General features: G+C 69.2%; 19 protein-coding genes. 13 read left to right on the top strand and 6 right to left on the bottom strand.

Going from position 1 to position 21,209, the window contains the following annotated elements; all coding sequences use genetic code 11:
- The first annotated feature begins 6 nt into the window (after positions 1-6).
- From OPU70_RS09540 to OPU70_RS09515, 6 genes are read left to right on the top strand one after another with little or no spacing between them, the layout of a single operon-like run.
- Complete coding sequence (locus tag OPU70_RS09540) at positions 7-894, top strand: DUF58 domain-containing protein (RefSeq protein ID WP_079111935.1); 888 nt, start codon at positions 7-9, stop codon at positions 892-894.
- Positions 881-1,372, top strand: coding sequence for a hypothetical protein (locus OPU70_RS09535; RefSeq protein WP_042540375.1), 492 nt, complete (start codon positions 881-883; stop codon positions 1,370-1,372). Before OPU70_RS09540 ends, OPU70_RS09535 begins: the two co-directional genes overlap by 14 nt.
- Positions 1,363-2,349 carry a vWA domain-containing protein gene (locus tag OPU70_RS09530; protein WP_309692701.1) on the top strand — a complete coding sequence of 329 codons (987 nt, stop codon included), beginning with the start codon at positions 1,363-1,365 and terminating at the stop codon, positions 2,347-2,349. The genes OPU70_RS09535 and OPU70_RS09530 overlap by 10 nt, the downstream gene beginning before the upstream one ends.
- Positions 2,346-3,371, top strand: a complete 1,026-nt coding sequence (locus OPU70_RS09525) for a vWA domain-containing protein (protein ID WP_042540371.1) — start codon at positions 2,346-2,348, stop codon at positions 3,369-3,371. The genes OPU70_RS09530 and OPU70_RS09525 overlap by 4 nt, the downstream gene beginning before the upstream one ends.
- A complete protein-coding gene (locus OPU70_RS09520) occupies positions 3,368-4,156 on the top strand; it encodes a hypothetical protein (RefSeq protein WP_042540369.1) in 789 nt (262 codons plus the stop codon). The genes OPU70_RS09525 and OPU70_RS09520 overlap by 4 nt, the downstream gene beginning before the upstream one ends.
- Complete coding sequence (locus tag OPU70_RS09515; RefSeq protein WP_498557618.1) at positions 4,150-5,271, top strand: hypothetical protein; 1,122 nt, start codon at positions 4,150-4,152, stop codon at positions 5,269-5,271. Before OPU70_RS09520 ends, OPU70_RS09515 begins: the two co-directional genes overlap by 7 nt.
- 35 nt (positions 5,272-5,306) lie before the next feature.
- On the opposite strand, the gene OPU70_RS09510 is transcribed toward OPU70_RS09515, so the two are convergent.
- From OPU70_RS09510 to OPU70_RS09490, 5 genes are all read right to left on the bottom strand, one after another.
- Positions 5,307-6,302 (bottom strand): CdaR family protein, encoded by a 996-nt coding sequence (locus OPU70_RS09510; protein WP_498557617.1) that lies wholly within the window; start codon positions 6,300-6,302, stop codon positions 5,307-5,309.
- 67 nt (positions 6,303-6,369) lie between these two features.
- Positions 6,370-7,338, bottom strand: coding sequence for an alpha/beta hydrolase (locus OPU70_RS09505; RefSeq protein WP_042540401.1), 969 nt, complete (start codon positions 7,336-7,338; stop codon positions 6,370-6,372).
- Positions 7,339-7,493: 155 nt separating this feature from the next.
- On the bottom strand, positions 7,494-8,201 hold the full coding sequence (locus tag OPU70_RS09500; protein WP_498557616.1) for a ZIP family metal transporter: 708 nt from the start codon (positions 8,199-8,201) through the stop codon (positions 7,494-7,496).
- A gap of 91 nt (positions 8,202-8,292) precedes the next feature.
- Positions 8,293-9,084: an NAD(P)H-dependent oxidoreductase gene (locus tag OPU70_RS09495; RefSeq protein WP_498557615.1), complete on the bottom strand. Its 792-nt coding sequence runs from the start codon at positions 9,082-9,084 to the stop codon at positions 8,293-8,295.
- Positions 9,085-9,097: 13 nt separating this feature from the next.
- Complete coding sequence (locus tag OPU70_RS09490) at positions 9,098-10,462, bottom strand: MFS transporter (RefSeq protein WP_498557614.1); 1,365 nt, start codon at positions 10,460-10,462, stop codon at positions 9,098-9,100.
- 99 nt (positions 10,463-10,561) lie between these two features.
- Between OPU70_RS09490 and OPU70_RS09485 the strand changes: the two genes are divergently transcribed.
- From OPU70_RS09485 to OPU70_RS09460, 6 genes are all read left to right on the top strand, one after another.
- Complete coding sequence (locus OPU70_RS09485; protein ID WP_498557613.1) at positions 10,562-10,966, top strand: winged helix-turn-helix transcriptional regulator; 405 nt, start codon at positions 10,562-10,564, stop codon at positions 10,964-10,966.
- 50 nt (positions 10,967-11,016) lie between these two features.
- The gene (gene argG / locus OPU70_RS09480) at positions 11,017-12,450 is read left to right on the top strand and encodes an argininosuccinate synthase (RefSeq protein ID WP_498557612.1); all 1,434 of its coding nucleotides are present in this window, start codon (positions 11,017-11,019) and stop codon (positions 12,448-12,450) included.
- A 229-nt stretch (positions 12,451-12,679) separates the two neighbouring features.
- On the top strand, positions 12,680-13,303 hold the full coding sequence (locus OPU70_RS09475; RefSeq protein WP_498557611.1) for a TetR/AcrR family transcriptional regulator: 624 nt from the start codon (positions 12,680-12,682) through the stop codon (positions 13,301-13,303).
- On the top strand, positions 13,300-14,235 hold the full coding sequence (locus OPU70_RS09470; RefSeq protein ID WP_498557610.1) for a hypothetical protein: 936 nt from the start codon (positions 13,300-13,302) through the stop codon (positions 14,233-14,235). The genes OPU70_RS09475 and OPU70_RS09470 overlap by 4 nt, the downstream gene beginning before the upstream one ends.
- A complete protein-coding gene (locus OPU70_RS09465; RefSeq protein ID WP_042540353.1) occupies positions 14,232-16,151 on the top strand; it encodes a YhgE/Pip domain-containing protein in 1,920 nt (639 codons plus the stop codon). Before OPU70_RS09470 ends, OPU70_RS09465 begins: the two co-directional genes overlap by 4 nt.
- 136 nt (positions 16,152-16,287) lie before the next feature.
- On the top strand, positions 16,288-18,942 hold the full coding sequence (locus OPU70_RS09460) for a penicillin acylase family protein (RefSeq protein ID WP_498557633.1): 2,655 nt from the start codon (positions 16,288-16,290) through the stop codon (positions 18,940-18,942).
- Between the two features lie 18 nt (positions 18,943-18,960).
- Here OPU70_RS09460 and OPU70_RS09455 read toward each other — a convergent pair whose 3' ends face one another.
- Positions 18,961-20,322 carry an MFS transporter gene (locus OPU70_RS09455; protein WP_498557609.1) on the bottom strand — a complete coding sequence of 454 codons (1,362 nt, stop codon included), beginning with the start codon at positions 20,320-20,322 and terminating at the stop codon, positions 18,961-18,963.
- A gap of 104 nt (positions 20,323-20,426) precedes the next feature.
- Here OPU70_RS09455 and OPU70_RS09450 point away from each other — a divergent pair, with 104 nt between their 5' ends.
- Entirely contained in the window at positions 20,427-21,188 is a 762-nt protein-coding gene (locus OPU70_RS09450; RefSeq protein WP_309692665.1) for an alpha/beta fold hydrolase, read from the top strand.
- The last annotated feature ends 21 nt before the right edge of the window (positions 21,189-21,209 follow it).

Below are 21,209 nucleotides of genomic sequence, written 5' to 3'. Positions count from 1 at the left end.
CTCGCCATGGCCAGCCTGATCGCCCAGGTGAAGAGCAAGCTCTTCATCCACTCGTCGCGCAAGTCGCTGCACGCACTCGACGGCGCCTACGCGTCGCTGCTGCACGGCCGCAGCCTCGACTTCGAGGACCTGCGCAAGTACGAGTACGGCGATCAGGTGCGCGACATCGACTGGCGCGCCACGGCTCGGTTGGGCACCCCGCTGGTCAAGCGACACCGCGCGATGCGGATGCACACGATCCTGTTCGTGGTCGACACCGGACGCTCGATGGCCGCGCTCGCGCACGACGAGAAGTCGAAGAAGGACCTCGCGATCCTCGCCACCGGCGTGCTCGGCGTGCTCGCTCTTCGGCACGGAGACGACTTCTCGCTCGTCTACGGCGATTCCGACCGCATCCGCCGTCGCGCACCGGGTCGCAGCGAGGGCGCGCTCGAGCATGCCCTGCGCACGATCGATCAGTCGATCGACTCGAGCACGGCGTCGAGCGACCGAGACGCGCTCCTGTCTTACGTGACCCGCACGGTCTCACGGCGCATGATCGTCGTCGTCATCACCGACGAGGCGCCGGTCACGACGGAGACGGAGCGGATGCTGCGCCGACTGCGCGTGCAGCACGACGTGCTGTGGCTGACCGTGAGCGACGCCGACCCGGTGCTCGACCACGCGACGGGCACCATCCGCAGCGATGTCGACAGCATGTGGGAGGTGCCCGACTTCGTGCAGGGCGACCCCGACATCATCCGCGAGCTCGCGGCGCAGACCGAAGCCGACGCAGCGCGTCTGGCTGAGCTGCTCAAGCGCATGGAGATCAGCCACAGCGTTCTGGCAGGTCAGGACGACGCCGTCTCGCAGCTGCTGCAGCTGCTGAATCGGAGGTCGAATGCCCGGCTCTGATGAGCTCTACCCGCCGTTCCAATACGGCTGGGGATGGCTCCTGCTCGCCTTCGGAATCCTCCTGCTGCTGATCGCGGCGGCGTGGCTGATCGTCGCCCTGACGCGTCCGCGGCGTGACCTCACGCTGACGCGCGACGCCCAGGGACCGACCCTGCTCACGACCGACGTGCTCTCGCAGCTGAGGGTCGAGTACTTCGACCGCATCCAGCGCATCGAAGACGACTACCGCGCACGCGCGCTCTCGGCCCGCAACGCGAACCTCGAGCTCAGCCGGGTGGTGCGCACGTTCGTGAACGAATACAGCGGCCTCGAGGCGCCTGTGCTCGCCCTCGACGATCTCGTCGCTCGCGGAGTGCACCCCGCCCTGGTCGACGCCATGGGCCGCCATTACTATCCGAGCATCTTCCGACCGGGCCCTGCGATCGATCCGATCGCCGGCGCCGAGGCGGCCAGAACGGTGGTGCGCACATGGCACTAGCGAACGGGTGGCTCATCCTCGTCGCCGTCGGCGTCGTCGTGATCGCGATCGCGCTCGGCATCGTGATCGGTCTGCGCAGCACTGCGAAGACCGAGGCGCACGAGCGCGCTCGTGTCGCCCGAGCCGAGCGGCTGCGCGCGCTTCCGACCTTCCGGCAGGCGCTGAACCGACGAGTGCTGGCGCTGTCGAGCATCCTGCTGATCGGCGTGGTCGCGACCCTGGCCGCCGGAGTCGTCTCGGCGCGCCCGATGGCGTCACAGACCATCCAGCCCGTCAACACGAGCCGCGACATCATGCTGTGCCTCGACGTCTCGGGCTCGATGAGCGAGGTCGACGTCGAGGTGCTCACGGTCTTCGAAGAGCTGCTCGAGGATTTCGAGGGCGAGCGCATCGGCCTCACGATCTTCAACAGCTCGCCCGTGCAGATCTTCCCCCTGACCGATGACTACGAGTTCATCCGCGACCACCTGCAGAGCATCCGAGAGAGCTTCGAGTTCACCGAGTCGATCCCCGAGCACTGGGTCGGCACGCTCAACGGCAACGGCGCGTCGCTGATCGGCGACGGCCTTGCCGCGTGCGCGATGGCGTTCGACCACCCCGATGACGAGCGGTCGCGGTCGATCATCTTCGCGACCGACAACGAGGTCAACGGCGCCTCGATCGTGACTCTCGACGAGGCGGCGGCGTACGCCGATTCGAACGGGGTGCGGGTGTTCGCGCTCAACCCGGTTCAGGGCAAAGACGCCGACGTCAGCGCGGAGCTCGCGAAAGCCGCCGAAGCCACGGGTGGTGCCGCCTACGGTCTGCGCGACACGACCACCGTGAGCGACATCGTCGCGCAGGTGCAGGAGCAGGAGGCGGCCGCGCTGCAGGGTCAGGCGCAGGTCGTCTGGACCGACGCCCCGAACCTCTGGATCGTCGTGCTGATGATCTCGATGCTCTCGTTCATCGTCGTGCTCTGGAGGGTGAGACTGTGATCTTCCAGCCCGTGCTCAACGTCTTCCTCCTGGCGCTTCTCTGCGCGCCGGTGGCCGCTCTCGCCGTGATCGCGCTGGTCAAGGCCAAGGGACGCGACAAGGCCCTGTGGGCCATGCGGCTGGTCATGCTGCTCGCGTGCTTCGTCATGTTCCTGCGCCCGGGGATCCCCGGGGGTGCGACAGAGACCCTCGCCACCGACACCGACATCGTGCTCGTCGTCGACACGACCGCGAGCATCGTCGCCGAGGACTGGAACGGCGACGAGCCGCGCCTGGACGGCGTCCGCGCCGACGTGCAGGCCATCGTCGACGAGTACCCGGGCGCCCGCTTCGCCCTGATCACCTTCGACGCCTCGGCGGATCTGCGCATGCCGCTCACCACCGATACGACCGCGCTCGTCTCATCGCTCGAGGTGCTCCGCCCCGAGGTGACGAGCCAGTCGCGCGGCAGCTCGATCGGCATCGCCAACCAGCTGCTCACCGACACGCTGTCGAACGCGGCCGAGGCCTCACCCGACCGCTCGCGCATGGTGTTCTACTTCGGCGACGGCGAGCAGACGGTGACGTCGCCGCCCGAGCCGTTCGACGGCAGCGAGAAGCTCACGGACGCCGGCGCGGTGCTCGGCTACGGCACCGCCGAAGGCGGGCCGATGAGGCTCACCACCGGCGGCGTCGACGGCTCGTCGAGCGAGTACATCGAATATCAGGGGGCGAACGCGCTGTCGGTGATCGACGAGGCGAACCTCGAGGCGATCGCCGCGGATCTCGGCGTCGAGTACCAGCACCGCACGGCGGAGGCCGAGCTGACGCTGCCCGACGCTCCATCGACCACCACCAGCTACGCCGAGTCGGGTTCGGTCGGCACCGTGACCGAGCTGTACTGGATCGCCGCCCTCGTCGTCGTGGCGCTGCTCGGGGTGGAGCTCACGAGGGCGAGCATGCTCGTGGCCCGGCTGCGTCTGCTGCGAGCACCGTCGGCGTCGCCGCGCCGGAAGACACCGACCGGCGGAGGTGCCGCATGACCGATCTGTCGACCCAGGCGGGCGCGACGCCAGCCGTCAGCCCCGACGACCTGAAGGCGTCGGCCGCCGCTGCTCTGCTCGCCTCGAATCGCCGGCGGCGCAGCATCCGACGGTGGATCGCGATCGGCACCCTGCCCCTCGCGCTGGCGGCGCTGCTGTTCGTCGGCAAGATCCTCAGCATGTACGCGTTCGCGCACCAGTCGATCACCGCCTATGTGGCAGACGACTACGCGGGTTCCGAGGCATCGGCCCGAGGCCAGGAGTTCCTCAACTGGTTCGAGCCCTACAAGGCGCCGTTCAACGTGGGCACCGCTCTCGCCGGCGCCGAGAAGCTGCCGGAGGCGCGGGGGAAACTCGAGGAGTCGCTCGACCTCGCGACCGGCCTCGAGGTGTGCACGGTGCGCATCAACCTGGGACTGGTGCTCGAGCGCATGGGAGACGCGGCACGGGCCGACGGCGACGGTGCAGCAGCCGCAGAGTTCTACGGCGAAGCGCTCACCCTGACGACCGAGACGCCGGAGGAATGCAACAGCGAAGAGGCCCAGGAGCAGTCGTCCGACCCTGACCGCGACATGCAGCAGAGCAAGGAAGACCTCGAAGACCGTCTGAAGCAGAAGCAGCAGAACGAGCAGCAGCCGCCCCCGGAGGAGCAGCAGGAGCAGGAGCCGCAGCCCTCGGAGGAGAAGCTCGAAGAGCTCGAGAAGAAGCTCGAGCAGGGCACGCAGGAGCGCGATCAGCAGCAGGGCGACGACGGCGGCGGCTCGGGGACGGACAAGCCATGGTGATGGATCACGAGAAGCAGCGGGCGCGCTACGTCGCCGGCTCCGAGGGTGCGCCACCCGTGCCGCCGCCCGGCGGCTATCGCAATGCACGCCGTCAGGCCGGCCCCGTCATGCAGCATCCGGGCGCCCCGGCCATGTCGGGCACGGCGACCGCAGCCGAGGGCGCGTCGGAGGAGAAGAAGCCGGCGAACGCATTCGGCTGGGTCGCGCTCATCGTCGGCATCCTGTTCGCTCTGATCCTGCTCATCACGCTGGCGGTCGGCGCCACCGACGCGCTCTACGGCGTGACGATGCTGGCCCTGCAGCTGGTGGTCGTCGCCGTCATCATCGGCGCGCTGTTCACCGCCCGTGGACGCACCCTGGGAGCCGTCGCCCTCGCGATCACCCTGATCTTCAACGTCGCCACGGTGGGCGGCATCGGCGCACTGCAGACCTCGGCCTCCGGCAGCTACGACGGCATGAAGACCGACGAGCAGAAGCACGAAGAGGCCTACCCGGGCATCAAGGGCACGGACCCGCAGGATGCGCTGCGGCAGCAGTCGCTCGAAGAGGTGCAGGCCGAGGCGGACAGCCTGTTCGCCGACATCCGCGAGCGCGTCACCGCCGAATACGGGTACGACTGGGTGCAGGTCGGCGACGAGGATCTGCGCCCCGAGCGCAACGGCTACGGCGGAGAGTCGATGCTCATCGAATACACCTCCGTCGGCTGGGCGACGACCGAGCCGATCCAGGACTACAGCCTCAAGCTCGAGGTCATGGCCACGATCGACGAGGTCGTCGCCGAGCACGGTCTGCCGTCGCTGTACTCGTTCAACGGCGAGTACTCGGGAATCGACCCGTCGATGATCGCGAAGCTCTACGGCAGCGAAGACCCCCGTGAACAGCACACGTGGGAGTACTACACCGAGAACTACCCCGATCCGATGCGCTTCTACGCGAACATCTTCGACCTCTCGAACGACCCGTCCGGCGACTTCCTGAAGACCCGGGAGGCGCAGAACGCCCGCACCGGAGAACCGCTCGAGGGGCTGCAGATGGTCGTCATCGCGAGCGCAGTGCTCAGCGAGGCCGACCGCGCCGAGTTCGAGGAGAAGCTGCAGGAGTACCCCGGGTTCTGAGTCCCGGTGGGCAGGTCGCGCGTCCGACCCGCCCTTCAGCCGGAGAGCGAGAACAGCATGCGCGCCAGCACGTAGCGGGCGTGCCCGCGCGACGACCTCGGGTCGTAGCCGAGGATGCCGATCAGCGCGGTGAGGCGGTCCTGCACGCTGGAGTGGTGGCGCCCCAGGCGCACGGCTGCGGCACGCACGCTCAGCTCGTCGACCACGGCGTCGAGCAGTTCCCGACTGCGGGAGTCGAGGCGCGCGAGCGCAGCAGCATCCGGATGCACGTCGCCGGACTCCGCGGCCGTGGCGATCAGGAGCAGGGCACCCAGGTCGTCTGCGGCCACCACGGGTTCGGAGGCGGTGCTCAGACGCGCGGCGATCAGTGCCTCCGCCCACGACTCGGGGAGGTGCTCTCCGGGCCCCGCGGTTCCGATGCCCAGACGCAGGCCTGTCGCGTCCGTCCACACCCGATCCACGGGCGCTCCCTCGACGACGATCGTCGCCCTCGTCAAGCCGTGTCTGGTCGCGACCACGACGGAAGGATGCTGCGGCAGCGGCGCGGGGTCGGGCGGCGAAGCCACGACCGCCACCGGAAGGACCGGAATCCTGAGCCTCGCCAGTGCCGAGACGCGCTCCCCCTCGCTCGCGAACTCGCTGATCGCCAGTTCCACGGCGCTCCCCGCGTCGCCTGCGCGGCGGGCACGGAGGATGCCGAGCGCCAGCGTGAGGCGCTCGAGGATCATCGCGTCATTCGTGTGCGGGTCCCCCTCGCGCTCGATCCAGGCGACGGCCTCCGGGCCGCTCTCACGCAGCATCCACCTGTCACCGGGGTCGATCGGATCGATGCGCACCCCGTCGGCGCGCACCCGGATGATCTGTCGGGCGTCGCGCTGCCCCACGGTGGCACCGCTCAGCACGGCGGCCCCGCGCAGCATGCTCTCGACGCCGACTGCACGGGCGATGAGCGTGTCGAAGTAGGAGACGACCTTGAGGGTCTCGCTCGCATCCGGGTCGAGGGCGGTGAGCCGCCCCAGCAGATCTTGCATGTCGGGCTCCATCGCGCGGGGCTTCCACCCTACGGGTTCATCGACCGAGCCCGTAGGGTGCCGAAGGTCACCCGAGCAGCCGGTTCACCCAGTCGTCGCGGGCGGCCAGCATCGCCTGCGCGACGGCCGTGTGCGGAGCGAACATGTCGAAGCCGTGGAACCCGCCGGCCCATACATGCAGCTCGGCCTGCACGCCGGCCGCCCACAGCCTGGTCGCGTAGTCGACGTCCTCGTCGCGGAACACCTCGGCGCTTCCGCAGTCGATGAAGGCGGGCGGAAGACCGGTCAGGTCCGTGGCGCGCGCCGGAGCCGCATAGATCGAGACGTCGTCGGTGCCCTTGCGTCCGCCGAGGAGGGCGGTCCACCCGGTGATGTTCGACCCGCGGTCCCACACGCCGATCCCGTCGATCTGCCTGGTCGAGACGCTCTCATCGCGGTCGTCGAGCATGGGGTAGATCAGCAGCTGACCAATGAGCCCGGGGCCGCGGCGGTCCCGGGCGAGCAGGGTCGTTCCCGCGGCCAGGCCGCCACCGGCACTGCCCCCACCGATCAGGATGCGGTTCGGATCGATGCCCAGCTCTGCAGCGTTCTCGGCCGTCCACACCAGACCCGCGTAGCAGTCCTCGACCGGGTACGGATCGGGGAACTCCGGAGCAAGCCGGTACTCGACTGTCACGATCACGCCGTTGAAGCGCTCCGCCCAGTCGAGGAAGCCCACGACGCCGAGCCAGCGGTTGCCGATGATCATGCCGCCGCCGTGCGTGTGGAAGAAGCCAGGACCCGTGCCGGTGCGACCCGCCTTCTCGACCACCGAGACGACGATCTCGTCGCCCTCGTGACCCGCGATGGTCACGTCGCGGCGCGTGAATCCCCGCTCGTCGAGCACGGTGAAGATCTCGTCCTCGCCGCTCACGGGAGACTGGCGCAGCAGGGGAATCATCTCGGCAGTCAGGGTCGACGGCAGCGTGTCTGCGACCAGCGCGAGTGCGGCCTCCAGTTCGGGGTCGAACGGAGGGCGAAGGGTTGTTTCGGTCATCAGAACTCCTTTGTTCTCGGCCGCGGTCATGTCGGCGTCCCGCCAGCCTCCCGGAGGTCGCACCCGAGCGTAACCCGCCAGACAGGGCCGTTCTGCGGCCGGGGGGCCGCCGGATGGCGGGCGGCCGCACCGGCATCGGCAGCCTCGACCCGCTCTCAGCTCGCGAGCGACAGCCCGGCGGCGAGCGCGAAGCCGAGCACGGTCGCGAGCCCCGTCACCTGCTTGGCCTTCTGCTGAGCGTCGGGAACCATCGAGTCGACGAGCATCACGAGCAGCGCACCGGCCGCGAAGCCGCTCGCCCCGGCTCTGAAATCGTCGCCGGTGCTGCTCGCGAGGGCGAAGCCGGCGACGGTCGCGATTGCGCAGATCACCGAGATGCCGGCCCAGAGCAGCAGCACGCGCGACTTGGCCATGCCTCCCTTGAGCAGGTCGGAGGCCGAGCCGATCGACTCCGGCAGGTTCGAGACCACGATCGCCACGACGAGGGCGATGCTCACCGGCTCGCCGGAGGCCAGACCGATTCCCAGCACGAGCTGTTCGGGGATGCCGTCGAGCAGAGCGCCCAGCGCGAGCGGGACGCCCGCGCCGCTGTCCTTCGACTTCGCCGCTCGCGCATCGAGGATCCGGTCGGCGATGAAGTACGCGAGGGCTCCCGCGACGACGCCGACGATCAGGGGGATGGGGCCCGCGAGATCGAGCCCCTCCTCCCACAGCTCGAACGCGATGGATGCCATGAGGGCGCCCGCGCCGAAGCCGAGCACGATGCCCAGCCACCGCGGTGGCCAGGTGCGCAGCAGGGCGAGGATCGCGCCGACGATGAGGGGCGACGCGGCGACCGCGCCCCACAGGATCGCTCCGCCCATGCCGTCCTCCTTCACGGACACTCTGCCACCACCGTCGCGGAATGTGCAGAGGAGGGGGCTCACACGCGCGCGCGTCGAATCGCTCCTCCGCTCACTCGACCGTCACGCGATGGATGCCGAGGTCGGTGCGACCGGGGAGCAGATCCGCTCGGAGGGCTCGGGTGCCGTGATAGTCGCCGTCGCGCAGCCGGCGGTAGGGATGGCTCGGTGATTCGTCGCCGAGCCCCGAGAGCCGTTCGACCAGGTGCGCGCTCTCGTGATCGATGCCCGCCGCGTCGATTCCGTCTGCGTCGTGGACGACATGCAGGTCGAGCGGCTCGATGCCCGTGTACCAGAGGGTGCCGTGGGTGAGCGGGAACATCAGCGAGTCCAGATCGCCGCTGATCCCCCGTTCCCCGATGGACCGGTCGTCCTCCCCTGCCGTGACGATCACGAGGGCCCGGCGCCCCGCGAGAAGCCCCTCGCCGTACCGCAACGGAAGACCGGTCTGCGCGTCGACCGGTCCGTACGCGAACCCGTTGGTGAGCACGCGGTCGAACCACCCCTTCAGGATCGCCGGCGGGCCGTACCACCACAGCGGGAACTGGAGCACGACGAGATCTGCGGCCCCGAGCTTGCGCTGTTCCTCGATCACATCCGCCGGCAGCTGCCCCGCGGCGAACGCCTCGCCCATGAGATCGACGACGTTGCCCTCCCTGCCGTGGGGCTCGCCGAGGTCCTGGGCGGCGAGGACGGGGTCGAACCGCTGAGCATACAGATCGGTGATCTCGACGTCGTGGTCGCGCGAGAGGGCTTCGACTCCGTCGTGGAACAGTCGTGCGTTGAAGGAGTTCTCCTGCGGGTGGGCATAGATCCAGTGGACGGTCGGGCGTGATGCGGACACGGATGGCCTTTCTTCAGTGGGAGACGGGGTGGCGAGCCGTGCGCCGCCACAGCGGCAGGAGTGCGGCGGCGACGACCGCCCCGGCTGCGATGAGGAGGGCGACGACGAATCCGTGAGACCCGGCGATCACGGCGATCGTGCCGAGCACCGCGATGCCGAGACCGCCGCCGAGGGCGAAGCCGACCTCCTGGATCGCCCCCACCTGACCGGCGTCGTCGTCGGTCGTCACGTCGAAGAGCGTGGTCGCGGCGAGCGTCGCCGCGACCCCGAATCCCCCTCCGATCAGCACGAGCGGGATCGCGACGAGATCGACCCCGGTCGACAGCCAGATGAGCCCCGCGCCCTGCACGACGAGAGCGAGCACCGTGAGCGTGGGTGAGCTCAGCCACCGCAGGAACAGAGGGGCCAGCACCCCGCCGAGCGCGATCGCCACAGCCTGCGGGAGAATCGCGATTCCGGCCTCGGCCGCGCTGAAGCCCCTGGCATCCTGCAGGTGCAGGCTCACCAGGAGAACGGATGCCGTCGACACACCGCCGCTCGCCACGATGCGCACGATGGCGGGGCTGAAACCGGGTACTCGGAAAAGCCGCATGTCGATGAGCGGTTCGGCGAGGGTGCGCTGCCGGCGGATGAAGAACACGAGCGTGCCGACCGCGACCACTCCGGCGATGCCCGCGGCGAGGGGAGCGGCGAGCACCTCATGCAGGGCGAAGACGAGGGCGCCGAGCGCGACGATCGACGACAGGATGCTGAGGATGTCCCACGACGGCCGTCGCGAGCTGCGGGAGTCGGGCACGAGCCAGATCGCGAGCGCACCGGCGACGACCGCGAGCGGCACACTCCCCAGCAGCAGCCATCGCCACCCCGGACCCTCCGTGACGAGGCCGCCGAGCACGGGGCCGAGTGCGCTGCCCGCGCCGAACGTCGCGGTCCACATGCCATAGGCCAGCACTCGCTGTCGCGCGTGATAGTGCGCGCCGATCGTGGCGACGACGCCGGCCACGACGAAGGCCTCGGCGACGCCGAGCAGCGCGCGCACGACGATCAGCAGCATCCCGTCCTGGGCGAACCCGCCCACCAGGTTGAGCACGGCGAAGCCCGCGAGGCCTGCGAGCACGATGCGCTTGCGCCCGAACGCATCGCCGATCCGGGCGGCGATGATCAGGGTCGCCGCCAACGAGAGCGCGTAGACGTCGACGAGCCACAGGGCACCGCTGTCGCTGAGGGTGAGGTCGCCGCGGATCGCGGGCAGCGCGGTCGACATGCTGCTGATCGCGAGCGCTCCGATCAGGATGCCGAGAAGCAGCGGGATCATGGCGAGCCACGGATGCATGGCCGTGCGCGGACGAGCGGATGCCGCAGGGATCGAGAAGGTCACCGCCTCAGTCTCGTGCGCGAGTACACTTCAGGCAAGTACGGTCATTCAGGGTAGATAGTGACTGTTTGGATACCATGGTGCGAACGGAAGGCGGATCCCATGAGGGAGAAGACGGAGCGCATCGTCCGGGAGTGGGGCGACGCGTGCGACGCGGAGGTCTCGATCGCGGTGCTCGGCGGGGCCTGGAAGCCCAGCATCCTGAGCCTGCTCGGCGAGCATGAGGTGCTGCGATTCGGCGAGCTCAGCAGGTTGCTCGACGAGCCGACCGCTCGCGTGCTCACCCGTCAGCTGCGTGAGCTCGAAGACGACGGGCTGCTCATCCGCACGGTGTACCGCCAGGTGCCACCCAAGGTCGAATACCGGCTGAGCGACCTCGGTCGGGGGTCGATGCCCCTCGTCGAGGCGCTCACCGACTGGGGCGGTCGGTATGCGGCTCACCAGCGAGGCGAACTCGAACGGCTCGCCACCGAACCCGAGACGCTCGACGCCGCCGTCGCGCGCTGACTCTCCTTCCCGTCCGAAACAGCCGACACGCCGCCGATAGACTGGGAAGCATGTCCAAGGTCCTCCAGTCACTTCCCGTCGGCGAGCGCGTCGGCATCGCCTTCTCCGGAGGACTCGACACCTCCGTCGCCGTCGCCTGGATGCGCGACAAGGGTGCCGTCCCCTACACGTACACCGGCGACCTCGGGCAGTACGACGAAGACGACATCGAGTCGATCCCCGGTCGCGCTCTCGAATACGGCGCCGAGGCCTCGCGTCTGGTCGACTGCAAGACCGCCCTGGTCGAAGAGGGTCTCGTCGCACTGTCGTGCGGCGCCTTCCACATCCGCTCGGGCGGACGCACCTACTTCAACACGACGCCCCTCGGCCGCGCCGTCACGGGCACGCTGCTCGTGCGCGCCATGAAGGAAGACGGCGTCGACATCTGGGGCGACGGCTCGACCTACAAGGGCAACGACATCGAGCGGTTCTACCGCTACGGCCTGCTGGCCAACCCGCGCCTGCGCGTGTACAAGCCCTGGCTCGACGCCGACTTCGTCACCGAGCTCGGCGGCCGCAAGGAGATGAGCGAATGGCTCGTCGCCCATGACTTCCCCTACCGCGACTCGGTCGAGAAGGCGTACTCGACCGACGCCAACATCTGGGGTGCCACGCACGAGGCCAAGACCCTCGAGCACCTGGACGTCTCGCTCGAGACGGTCGACCCGATCATGGGTGTGAAGTTCTGGGACCCCTCCGTCGCGATCGAGACCGAAGACGTCTCCGTCACGTTCGAGGCCGGACGCCCGGTCGCCATCAACGGCGTCGAGTACACCGACCCGGTGGCCCTCGTCATGGAGGCCAACACGATCGGCGGACGCCACGGCCTGGGCATGAGCGACCAGATCGAGAACCGCATCATCGAGGCGAAGTCGCGCGGCATCTACGAGGCTCCGGCCATGGCGCTGCTCTTCATCGCCTACGAGCGCCTCGTCAACGGCATCCTGAACGAGGACACCCTCGCGACCTACCACGAGCAGGGTCGCCGTCTCGGTCGCCTCATGTACGAGGGACGCTGGCTCGAGCCGCAGTCGCTCATGCTCCGCGAGTCGATCCAGCGCTGGGTCGGCCTCACGATCTCGGGCACCGTCACGATCCGCCTGCGCCGCGGAGACGACTGGACGATCCTCGACACCACGTCGCCCAACCTGTCGTACGGCCCCGAGAAGCTCTCGATGGAGCGCGTCGGCGACGCCGCGTTCGGCCCGGTCGACCGCATCGGACAGCTCACGATGCGCAACCTCGACATCGCCGACTCGCGCTCGCGCCTCGAGCAGTATGCGGGCCTCGGCCTCATCGGCGGCGCGACCGGCGAGCTCGTCGGACGCGTCACGGCCGGCGAATCGGGCGAGATCACGGGTTCCGTCGAGAAGGTCGATGAGAACCTCGCCGATGCGGTCGACAACGCATCCGAGGGTGCGGCGTTCGACTCCGGACTCGACTGATCTGACGGTTTCAGAGAGGGGGCGGATGCTGCGGCATCCGCTCCCTTTCGCGTGTGCTCGGCGGTTCGGCGTTCACAATTCAGCATGAGCGTCGGGCTTCGACGCTGGATCATGCGGGTAGAGGCTCTGAGCGGCGATCCGTGCTGAGTTGTGAACGCCCACTGTTCAGACCCTGTGAGTCCTCCGAGTTATCTTGCACACTGCTGTGCACAATAAGTAGAATGGGCGCATGACCACCCGTGCTCCCCGCCGTGACTCCGTCGAGAATCGCGCCGGAATCCTCGATGCGGCCCGAGCGACCCTCGCGACCGACCCGCGCGCATCGATCGATGTCATCGCCCGCAGCGCCGGCCTGTCGCGCCGCACCCTCTACGGCCACTTCGACGACCGAGAGGCCCTGATCCGCGAGCTGATCTCGGTCGGAGCGCAGCGCTTCAACGCGATCGCCGAGTCCGTCACCGACACCGACTCGCGCATCGCGCTCGCCCGCCTCGCCGCACGACTCTGGCAGGAGGCCGCGCACGTGCAGGTAGCCGCGGCGCTCGCGCTCGACGAAGCCCACGTGCAGCACACCGCCGACGCTCTCGCCCCTCTGCGCCGCACCGTCGCCGCCCTCACACGGCGCGGGCAGGAAGACGGCAGCTTCCGCACCGACCTCCCCGCCCCGACCCTCGCCCGTCTCATCGAAGAGGTCGCGCGCACGGTCGTCTCGCGCACGGATGCCCACAGCGCCGGCGCGGCCGGGCTCGCCGTGCGCACGCTGCTCAGCATCGCCGGGCTCTCGTGGCGCGAGGCCGACGAACTGCTGGCAGCACACCCGGACATCGTCGAATCGCAGGAGGTCAGCGCGTGAGAGTCACTCTGCACGAGGTGAGCAAAGGGCGCGGCGGGCAGTCGCTGCCGACGACGAGCCTCGAGTTCCACAGCGGTGCGGTGCGCTTCGCCCTCGCCGAGACCGAGCAGCGCCCGACCGTTCTCGGCCTGATCGCCAGCGGACGGATGCGGCCCGACACCGGACGCGTGACGATCGACGGCGACTCGAACAACAAGGCGCTGCGCCGCACGATCGCTTTGGTCGACGCCCCCGACGTCAGCGACCCGCATCCCGACATCACCCTCGCCGGCGTGGTGGGCGAAGAGCTCATGTTCGCCGGGGTCGGCGCGACCCCGCTGCACGCTCGTCGGTGGCTGAATCAGCTCGGATTCGGCGAGCTCGCCGGTGTGCCGATCGGCAACGTCGACCCGGCCGCGCGGGTGCGCATCCTGTGCGAACTCGCGATCCTCCGCCAGGGCACCGAAGGCATCGTGCTCGTCGCGCCCGACCGTCACGGCGGCAGCCCGGACGGCTGGTGGCGCATCGCGTCGGAGTTCGCCGACCGCGGCTACGCCATGCTCGTCGTCATCGGCGGATCCGCTGCGGTCGCCCTCGAACGGATGCACGAACTCGAGGCGATCAACGCCTCCGGTCCGATCCAGCCCCTCGTGCTCGACCGCCCGGGCGACGAGGCATCCGCGTCCGAGTCCGAATCCGCATCCGCATCCGGTGAGCACTCGACCACCGACGCGGGGCCGGAGAGCCCAGACGGCCTGCCCGCGGTGACGCGTATCGATGACGAATACGCCGAGGATGCCTCCGACGCTCAGGATTATCTCGCGGGTGCCGACCCCGGCTCGGTGAGCGAGAACGCCGAAGCGGAACACCGCGAAACGCCCGGCACAGACACAGACCCAGACACAGACCCAGACCCAGACGCAGACACAGAAGAGAACGGAGGCGAGCGATGAAGGTTCCCGCCATGATCGCCGCCGAGCTGCGGCGGCTCACCGCGAGCAAGATGGGCATCATCGCCCTGATCGCGCTCGTGTGCGTGCCGATCCTCTACGGCGGCCTGTACCTCTGGGCCAACCAGGACCCGTATGCGAAGTTCCCCGAGGTGCCTGTGGCACTTGTCGTCGACGATGCCGGGGCCCCTGCCCCCACCACGGGAACGGAGGCCGAGACCGGCGAGACCGTCAACTACGGCGAGGACGTCGCCGAGAACCTCATCGACGGCAACGCCTTCGACTGGCAGCGCATGTCCGCCGACGAGGCCGCAGACGCGTTGCGCGAGGGCACGGTCGACTTCACCGTGACGATCCCTGACGATTTCTCTTCGGCGTTGACCTCGGCCGCGGGCGACGACCCGCACCAGGCGCGCATCGAACTCGAGACCAACGACGCGAACAACTACCTCGCGTCGAGCATGGGAACTCAGGCGGTCGAGAAGATCCGCAGCTCGGTCGCCGAGATGGTCGGCAGCGAGGCGGCAGAGCGCCTGCTCACCGGACTCAGCGACGTGCGAGACAACCTCGTCACCGCCGCCGACGGGGCGAGCCAGCTCACCGACGGTGCCAACACCGCGGCGACCGGCAGCGCCACACTCGCCGACGGCACGTCTCAGCTCGCCGACGGCACGTCTCAGCTCGCGGGTGGCGCGTCTGAGCTTGCGGGTGGCGCGTCTCAGCTCGCCGGCGGAGCGGCGACTCTCGCCTCGGGTGCTCAGCAGGTCAGCGACGGCAACCGGCAACTGGCCGACGTCGCAGACCGCGCCGGGTCTGCCGTGCAGCAGGCGACGGATGCCCTGCCCCAGGCACGCCAGGACATCGCGACGGTGCTCACAGATCAGGGCCTGACGCAGGAGGAGATCGATCGGGTGCTGTCCACCCTCGATCCGCTCGGCACCCGCCTCGAAGAGGGCAACGCCACCGTGCAGAACGCGGTCGACAAGGTCGACCAGCTCGCCGCCGGAGCCGAGTCGGTGGCATCCGGTGCCTCGCAGCTCGCCAGCGGCACGCAGACGCTCGCCAGTGGCGCCCAGACCCTCGCCGGCGGCGCGCAGACCGCCGCCACGGGCGCGGCGGCGGCGAGGGACGGCGCGGCCCAGCTGCGCGACGGACTCGGCACCCTCGCGTCCGGCACGGCCGAGCTGCGCGACGGACTGTCCGACGGGGTGGAGCAGATCCCCGCGTCGACTCCCGACCTGCGCGCGCTGCAGGCCGACACGATCGCGGATCCCGTCAAGGTCTCGAGCGACAAGGTGGCGTCGGCCGAGGACTACGGCGCGGGCCTCGCACCGTTCTTCGCCGCACTGTCGGCCTGGATCGGCATCTACGCGCTGTTCCTCATCGTCAAGCCGATCTCCCGTCGCGCCGTGACGGCGCTGCACTCCCCCATCCGGGTGACTCTGGCCGGGTGGCTGACTCCGGCGATGCTGGGCGCGGTGCAGATGGTCGGGCTCATGGGCATCCTCGCGATCACCCTGGGCTTCACGTTCAACAACCCCATCGGCACTCTGGGCGTGATGATCTTCGCGTCAGCGACGTTCGCGGCGATCATCCTCACGCTGAACGTCTGGCTGGGCTCGGTCGGCCAGTTCCTGGGTCTCGTGCTCATGGTGCTGCAGCTCGTCACCGCCGGCGGCACCTTCCCCTGGCAGACGCTGCCCGCTCCGCTGGCCGCGCTGCACCACGTGCTGCCGCTCGGCTACGTCGTCGATGCCATGCGACAGCTCATGTACGGGGGCAATCTCGGCAGAGCCGGATGGGATCTGGTGGTGCTGGGGATCTGGCTGGTCGGCGCTCTGCTGCTCGCCGCCATCGGGGTGACGCGCATGACGCACCGGCGCACGCTGCGCGATCTGCAGCCGAGCCTCATCGGCTGACGCCGCGTGGCGGGGCGAGAAGTTCCCCCGCCACGCGTCGTCGTTGTGGGTAGTATTCCCAGAGTGCGTCGGTGAGACGCCCTCTGGGACTCTCTGGGACTGAGTCCCGCAATGCCACCCGAAAGAGTTCTCGATGATGACAACCGATTCGCCTGAGATCGCCGTGCCCTCACGCCCGTCACTGGGTGCGCGCATCGGCCGCATCGCCTTCCTCGTCGTGGCGGCGATCATCGTCGTCGCCGTCGCCGTCGCCTTCTTCGTGACCTGGACCATCCAGCGGTCCTTCCCGCAGACCGAGGGCACCCTGCCGCTCGAGGGTCTGCAGTCCGAGGTGACGGTGCAGCGCGACGACCGCGGCATCCCGACCATCACGGCCGACTCATCCCACGATCTGTTCTATGCAGAGGGGTTCGTGCACGCGCAGGACCGCTTCTTCGAGATGGATTTCCGACGTCACGTGACGGCCGGTCGCGTGGCTGAGATGTTCGGCGAGTCGCAGGCCGGAACGGATGCCTTCCTGCGCACCCTCGGCTGGCGCAAGGTCGCCGAGGCCGAGGTCGAGGCGATGGACGACGTGACGCGCGGGTACTACGAGGCCTACGCCGACGGGGTCAACGCCTATCTCTCGTCACGCTCGGGTGCCGAGCTGTCGCTCGAATATGCCGTGCTCGGAATGCAGAACCCGGAGTACGAGCCCGAGCCCTGGGAGCCCGCCGATTCGGTCGCCTGGCTGAAGGCCATGGCCTGGGATCTCCGCGGCAACATCGAGGATGAGGCCGAGCGTGCGCTGCTGACCGCGCAGCTCTCAGACAGCTCAGACGGTACCGACGCGACCGACATCACCGCGACGCTCGATGAGCTGTACCCCGCGTATCCGTTCGACGAGCACCCGGTGATCGTGCCCGAGATCTCCACGGTGCCCACTCTCGAGACCGGCGCCGAGCCCGCCGCGTTCACGACCGACGCGAACGACGATGAGATGCAGCAGGCCGCGACGACGATCGAGTGGCAGGAGGCTTCCGACGTGATCGAGGCCGCGAGCCTGCTCGTCGGCGATGTCGGCGAGGGCATCGGCTCGAACTCCTGGGTGGTGTCGGGAGACCTGACCGAGACCGGCATGCCGCTGCTCGCCAACGACCCGCACCTGGGCGCATCGCTGCCATCGGTCTGGTACCAGGTGCAGCTGCGCTGCAGCGAGGTCACAGACGAATGCCCGTTCGACGTGGGGGGCTTCTCGTTCTCCGGACTCCCCGGCATCGTGATCGGCCACAACCAGCAGATCGCGTGGGGCTTCACCAATCTGACCACCGATGTCACCGACCTCTACATCGAGCGCATCGAGGGCGACCAGTACTGGCGCGACGGAGCGCTGGTGCCGATCGAGGAGACCACCGAGACGATCAAGGTCGCGGGCGGCGACGACATCGACCTGACGATCCGATCGACCGCGCACGGCCCCATCATCTCGGGGCTCACCGATGACTTCACGGCGATCGCCGACGACCCGGAGCCTGGACTCACGGCCGGAGGCGCGACGGGCACCGCGCCCACCGGCGAGGCCTCCGAGTATGCGGTCAGTCTGCGCTGGACGGCTCTCGACCCCGGCACGGCCGCCACGGCGATCTTCGCGCTGTCGACCGCCCAGGACTTCGAGGAGTTCCGCTCGGCGGCCGCCCTGTTCGATGTGCCGGCGCAGAACCTCATCTACGCTGACGTCGAGGGCAACATCGGCTATCAGACTCCCGGACGCCTGCCCGTGCGAGGAGCCGGCGACGGATGGATGCCGCAGCCCGGGTGGGACAGCAGCTACGACTGGACGGGGTTCATCCCCTTCGACGAGCTGCCGGTGTCGTACAACCCGGCATCCGGCTACATCGTGACGGCGAACAACGCGATCGTCACCGACGACTACCCCTACTTCCTCTCGCGGGACTGGGACTACGGCTACCGCGCGGATCGCATCGCGCACCTGATCGAACGACGCGCGGCGGCCGCACCGCTCACGGCGCAGGACATGCGCGAGATCCAGATGGACAGCGAGATGTGGATCGGCAAACGTCTGGCATCCGCGATGGACGATGTCGAGGTGAAGGGCGCAGGCACCGAGGATGCCGTGGCCCTGCTGCGCTCGTGGGATGCGCAGAACGACGCGGCGTCCCCTGCCGCCGCCTACGCGAACGTGCTCTGGTCGAACCTCGTGCAGAACCTGTTCGCCGAACGCGACCAGCCTCTGCCGATCGACGGCCAGGGCCGCCTCTTCACGGTCGTCGCGGATCTGCTCGACGATCCCTCCGACCCGCTCTGGACGAATCCGAGCATCGACGTCACGAGCATGGACGAGATGCTGGCGCTGTCTGCCGAAGAGGCATACGACGAGCTCTCCACCCTGCAGGGCGACGCCGTCACCGGGTGGCGGTGGGGCGACCTGCACGCGATCACCCTCACGAGCGACACTCTGGGCTCGTCGGGCATCGCGCCGATCGAGATGCTCTTCAACCGCGGCCCGTATGCGGTCGGCGGCGGCGCATCGGTGGTCAACGCGACCGGGTGGGATCTCGGCACCTCCTACGCGACGACCACTGTGCCGTCGATGCGGATGGTGGTCGACCTCTCCGACCTCGACGCCTCGACCTGGATCCACCTCACCGGGGCATCCGGTCATGCGTTCGATGAGCACTACGTCGATCAGACCGCGGACTGGGCGGCCGGCGCGCAGAAGCCGTGGGCGTTCTCCGAGAAGGCGGTCGATGCGGCGACGCAGAACACCCTGGTGCTGACCCCCGCCGGGTAGCTCTCCTCGGCCCGCGCCTCAGGCGGATGCGGGCTCGGCGGATGCGGCCGCGCGGCGTGCGATCGCCCAGATGCCGACCGCGGCGGCGAGGAAGATCGCCGCCAGCATCGCCCAGCCTGCGAAGCCGAAGGTGATCGCCGTGGCATTCACGACGATCGGCGACGCGAGGGCTCCGAGCGAGAAGCCCATTCCGAACACGCCCTGATAGGCGCCCGCCCGCACCGGGTCGGCGAGCTCGAAGCTGAGCCCCCAGGCTCCGGCCTGCGACAGGATCTCGGCGAACGTGTGCGTGATCATTCCGACGACGAGGATGACGATCGCAGCCCACGTCGGAAGACCGGCGGCGAGCGCGTAGATCAGGCAGGCGGCGACCATGAGCCACCCCGCGATCATGGTCACGCGTCCCGCGACCCGGATGTCATGCGTGCCGCGCGAGGCACGCACCTGGAACAGCACGACCAGCGCCGTGTTGACGATCAGGAGCACGGCGAACGTGGCGTCCGGCGCCTTCGTGTATTCGCTGATCCACAGGGGCACCCCGAGTTCCGCCACCCCGAACTGCATCCCGAAGATCGCCGAGAGCCCGCTCAGCAGCAGGTACCGCGGGTCGCGCCACGGCGAGCGACGGTTCCACTCCCTGCGCTCAGCGGATGCCGCAGCCGTCGCCTGCGTGTCGATGGATCCCGTCTCGGTGAGCTGAGTCGCGACACGACCGCGTGCGGGGGCGTCGACCGCCGACGTCAGCCGGAGGAGCGAGAGCGACCCGAGTGCGCAGACGGCACCCGCACCGGCGATCACGACCCGGTAGGCCTCGGGGGTGCCCAGCGCCAGGGCGATCGCGCCGAAGCCCGAGCCCGCGGCGATCGCGAGGTTCGTGACCGTGCGCAGCACGGCGCGGGCATGCACGCGCCTGTCGGGGGCGAATCCTCGCGCGATGATGGCGGACCGCGCCGAGTATCCGAGCGAGTCGAAGAAGCCGGAGAGGCTGGCGAGCAGAAGCGCCGAGACGAAATCTCCGACGAACGCATAGGCGGCGAGCAGCACGCCGCCGGTCATCTCGAAGCCGAATGCGAGGCGTCGTGCGCTCCATCGATCGGCGAGCCACCCGCCGAGGAGCGACCCGACGACACCGCATCCGCTCGACACCGCGAGCACCACCGCGGCCTGCGCGGGAGAGAGACCGATGATCTGCGTGAAGAACAGCACCGTGACCGCGAGGAACACCCCGCGGCCGATGCGCGACACGGCGGTCGCGGCGACGAGCGCCCGCAGCACCGGATCGCTCAACCCGTCTGCGATGCGTGCGATGAAGCCCTTCGACGGACGTGCGGTCTCGCCCCCCGTCTCGATCTGATCGGGATCGGAGCTGGGCGAAGACACCCTTCATCCTCGCATGGCGCGCACGCGCGTCTCGCCGCACACCGGCATACGGCGCACGCTGCATCCGGTTAGCCGCAAGGCCCCCACTCGGTTAGCGTGGGTGCGTGGTCTCCAGCTATCTCGCCCCGAAGGGCACCCCCGTCACCCTGCTCGAGTTCGAGCATGCAGGGGCGACGCTCATCGCGGAGACCTTCGGCGAGGGCCCTCGCACGTTCCTGCTGCTGCACGGCATCGGCATGGGTCGCAGCGTCTACCTCGATGTCGTGCAGCGACTGCGCGGCAGGGTCATCGCGCTCGACCTGCCGGGTTTCGGCGAAGCGCCCGAGCCCGCACGCACCTTCACCATGGAGCGCCATGCCGACCTCGTCGCGGCCTATCTCCGGCACGCCGGCGAGGGTCCTGTCGTCGTGATCGGGCACTCGATGGGCAGTCAGATCGCCGCCGAGCTCGCCGCCCGGCATCCGTCGCTCGTCGAAGGCGTCGTGCTCGCCGGCCCCACCGTCAACAAGGCAGCGCGCAACATCGCCTCACAGGCGAGGTACCTCCTCACCGACCTGATCGGCGAGCGACCGCTGGTGATCTGGCGCGGCGCCAGGGAGTACCTCCGTGGTGGCCCGCATCTCATCCGCAAGATCCGAGCGACCATCGTGCACCAGCCCGAGAAGGCGTTCGCCCGCATCGATCAGCCGGTGCTGGTGCTGCGCGGAGAAGACGACCCGCTCGCGCCGATGAGCTGGTGCCGGGAGATCATCGACGAGATCCCCGGCGCCGATCTGCGGGTCATCCCCGACCACGGTCACGGCACGCTGATCAGCGACTCCGAGCCGGCGGCCCGCCTGATCCAGGCCTTCGCCGACGATCTCTGACCCGTACTCTCTTCACCGCGC

The organism is Microbacterium sp. SWDP-B6, from assembly GCF_059803615.1.
This window is presented reverse-complemented; position numbering and strand designations above follow the sequence as displayed.

Excerpts from the sequence above, each read along its gene's own strand:
- OPU70_RS09520 (WP_042540369.1), top strand. The coding sequence starts at position 3,368 with ATGACCGATCTGTCGACCCAGGCGGGCGCGACGCCAGCCGTCAGCCCC.
- OPU70_RS09505 (WP_042540401.1), bottom strand. The coding sequence starts at position 7,338 with ATGACCGAAACAACCCTTCGCCCTCCGTTCGACCCCGAACTGGAGGCC.
- OPU70_RS09500 (WP_498557616.1), bottom strand. The coding sequence starts at position 8,201 with ATGGGCGGAGCGATCCTGTGGGGCGCGGTCGCCGCGTCGCCCCTCATC.
- OPU70_RS09530 (WP_309692701.1), top strand. The coding sequence starts at position 1,363 with ATGGCACTAGCGAACGGGTGGCTCATCCTCGTCGCCGTCGGCGTCGTC.
- OPU70_RS09515 (WP_498557618.1), top strand. The coding sequence starts at position 4,150 with ATGGTGATGGATCACGAGAAGCAGCGGGCGCGCTACGTCGCCGGCTCC.
- OPU70_RS09465 (WP_042540353.1), top strand. The coding sequence starts at position 14,232 with ATGAAGGTTCCCGCCATGATCGCCGCCGAGCTGCGGCGGCTCACCGCG.
- OPU70_RS09535 (WP_042540375.1), top strand. The coding sequence starts at position 881 with ATGCCCGGCTCTGATGAGCTCTACCCGCCGTTCCAATACGGCTGGGGA.
- OPU70_RS09485 (WP_498557613.1), top strand. The coding sequence starts at position 10,562 with ATGAGGGAGAAGACGGAGCGCATCGTCCGGGAGTGGGGCGACGCGTGC.
- OPU70_RS09510 (WP_498557617.1), bottom strand. The coding sequence starts at position 6,302 with ATGCAAGATCTGCTGGGGCGGCTCACCGCCCTCGACCCGGATGCGAGC.
- argG (WP_498557612.1), top strand. The coding sequence starts at position 11,017 with ATGTCCAAGGTCCTCCAGTCACTTCCCGTCGGCGAGCGCGTCGGCATC.
- OPU70_RS09460 (WP_498557633.1), top strand. The coding sequence starts at position 16,288 with ATGACAACCGATTCGCCTGAGATCGCCGTGCCCTCACGCCCGTCACTG.
- OPU70_RS09540 (WP_079111935.1), top strand. The coding sequence starts at position 7 with ATGGCCAGCCTGATCGCCCAGGTGAAGAGCAAGCTCTTCATCCACTCG.
- OPU70_RS09475 (WP_498557611.1), top strand. The coding sequence starts at position 12,680 with ATGACCACCCGTGCTCCCCGCCGTGACTCCGTCGAGAATCGCGCCGGA.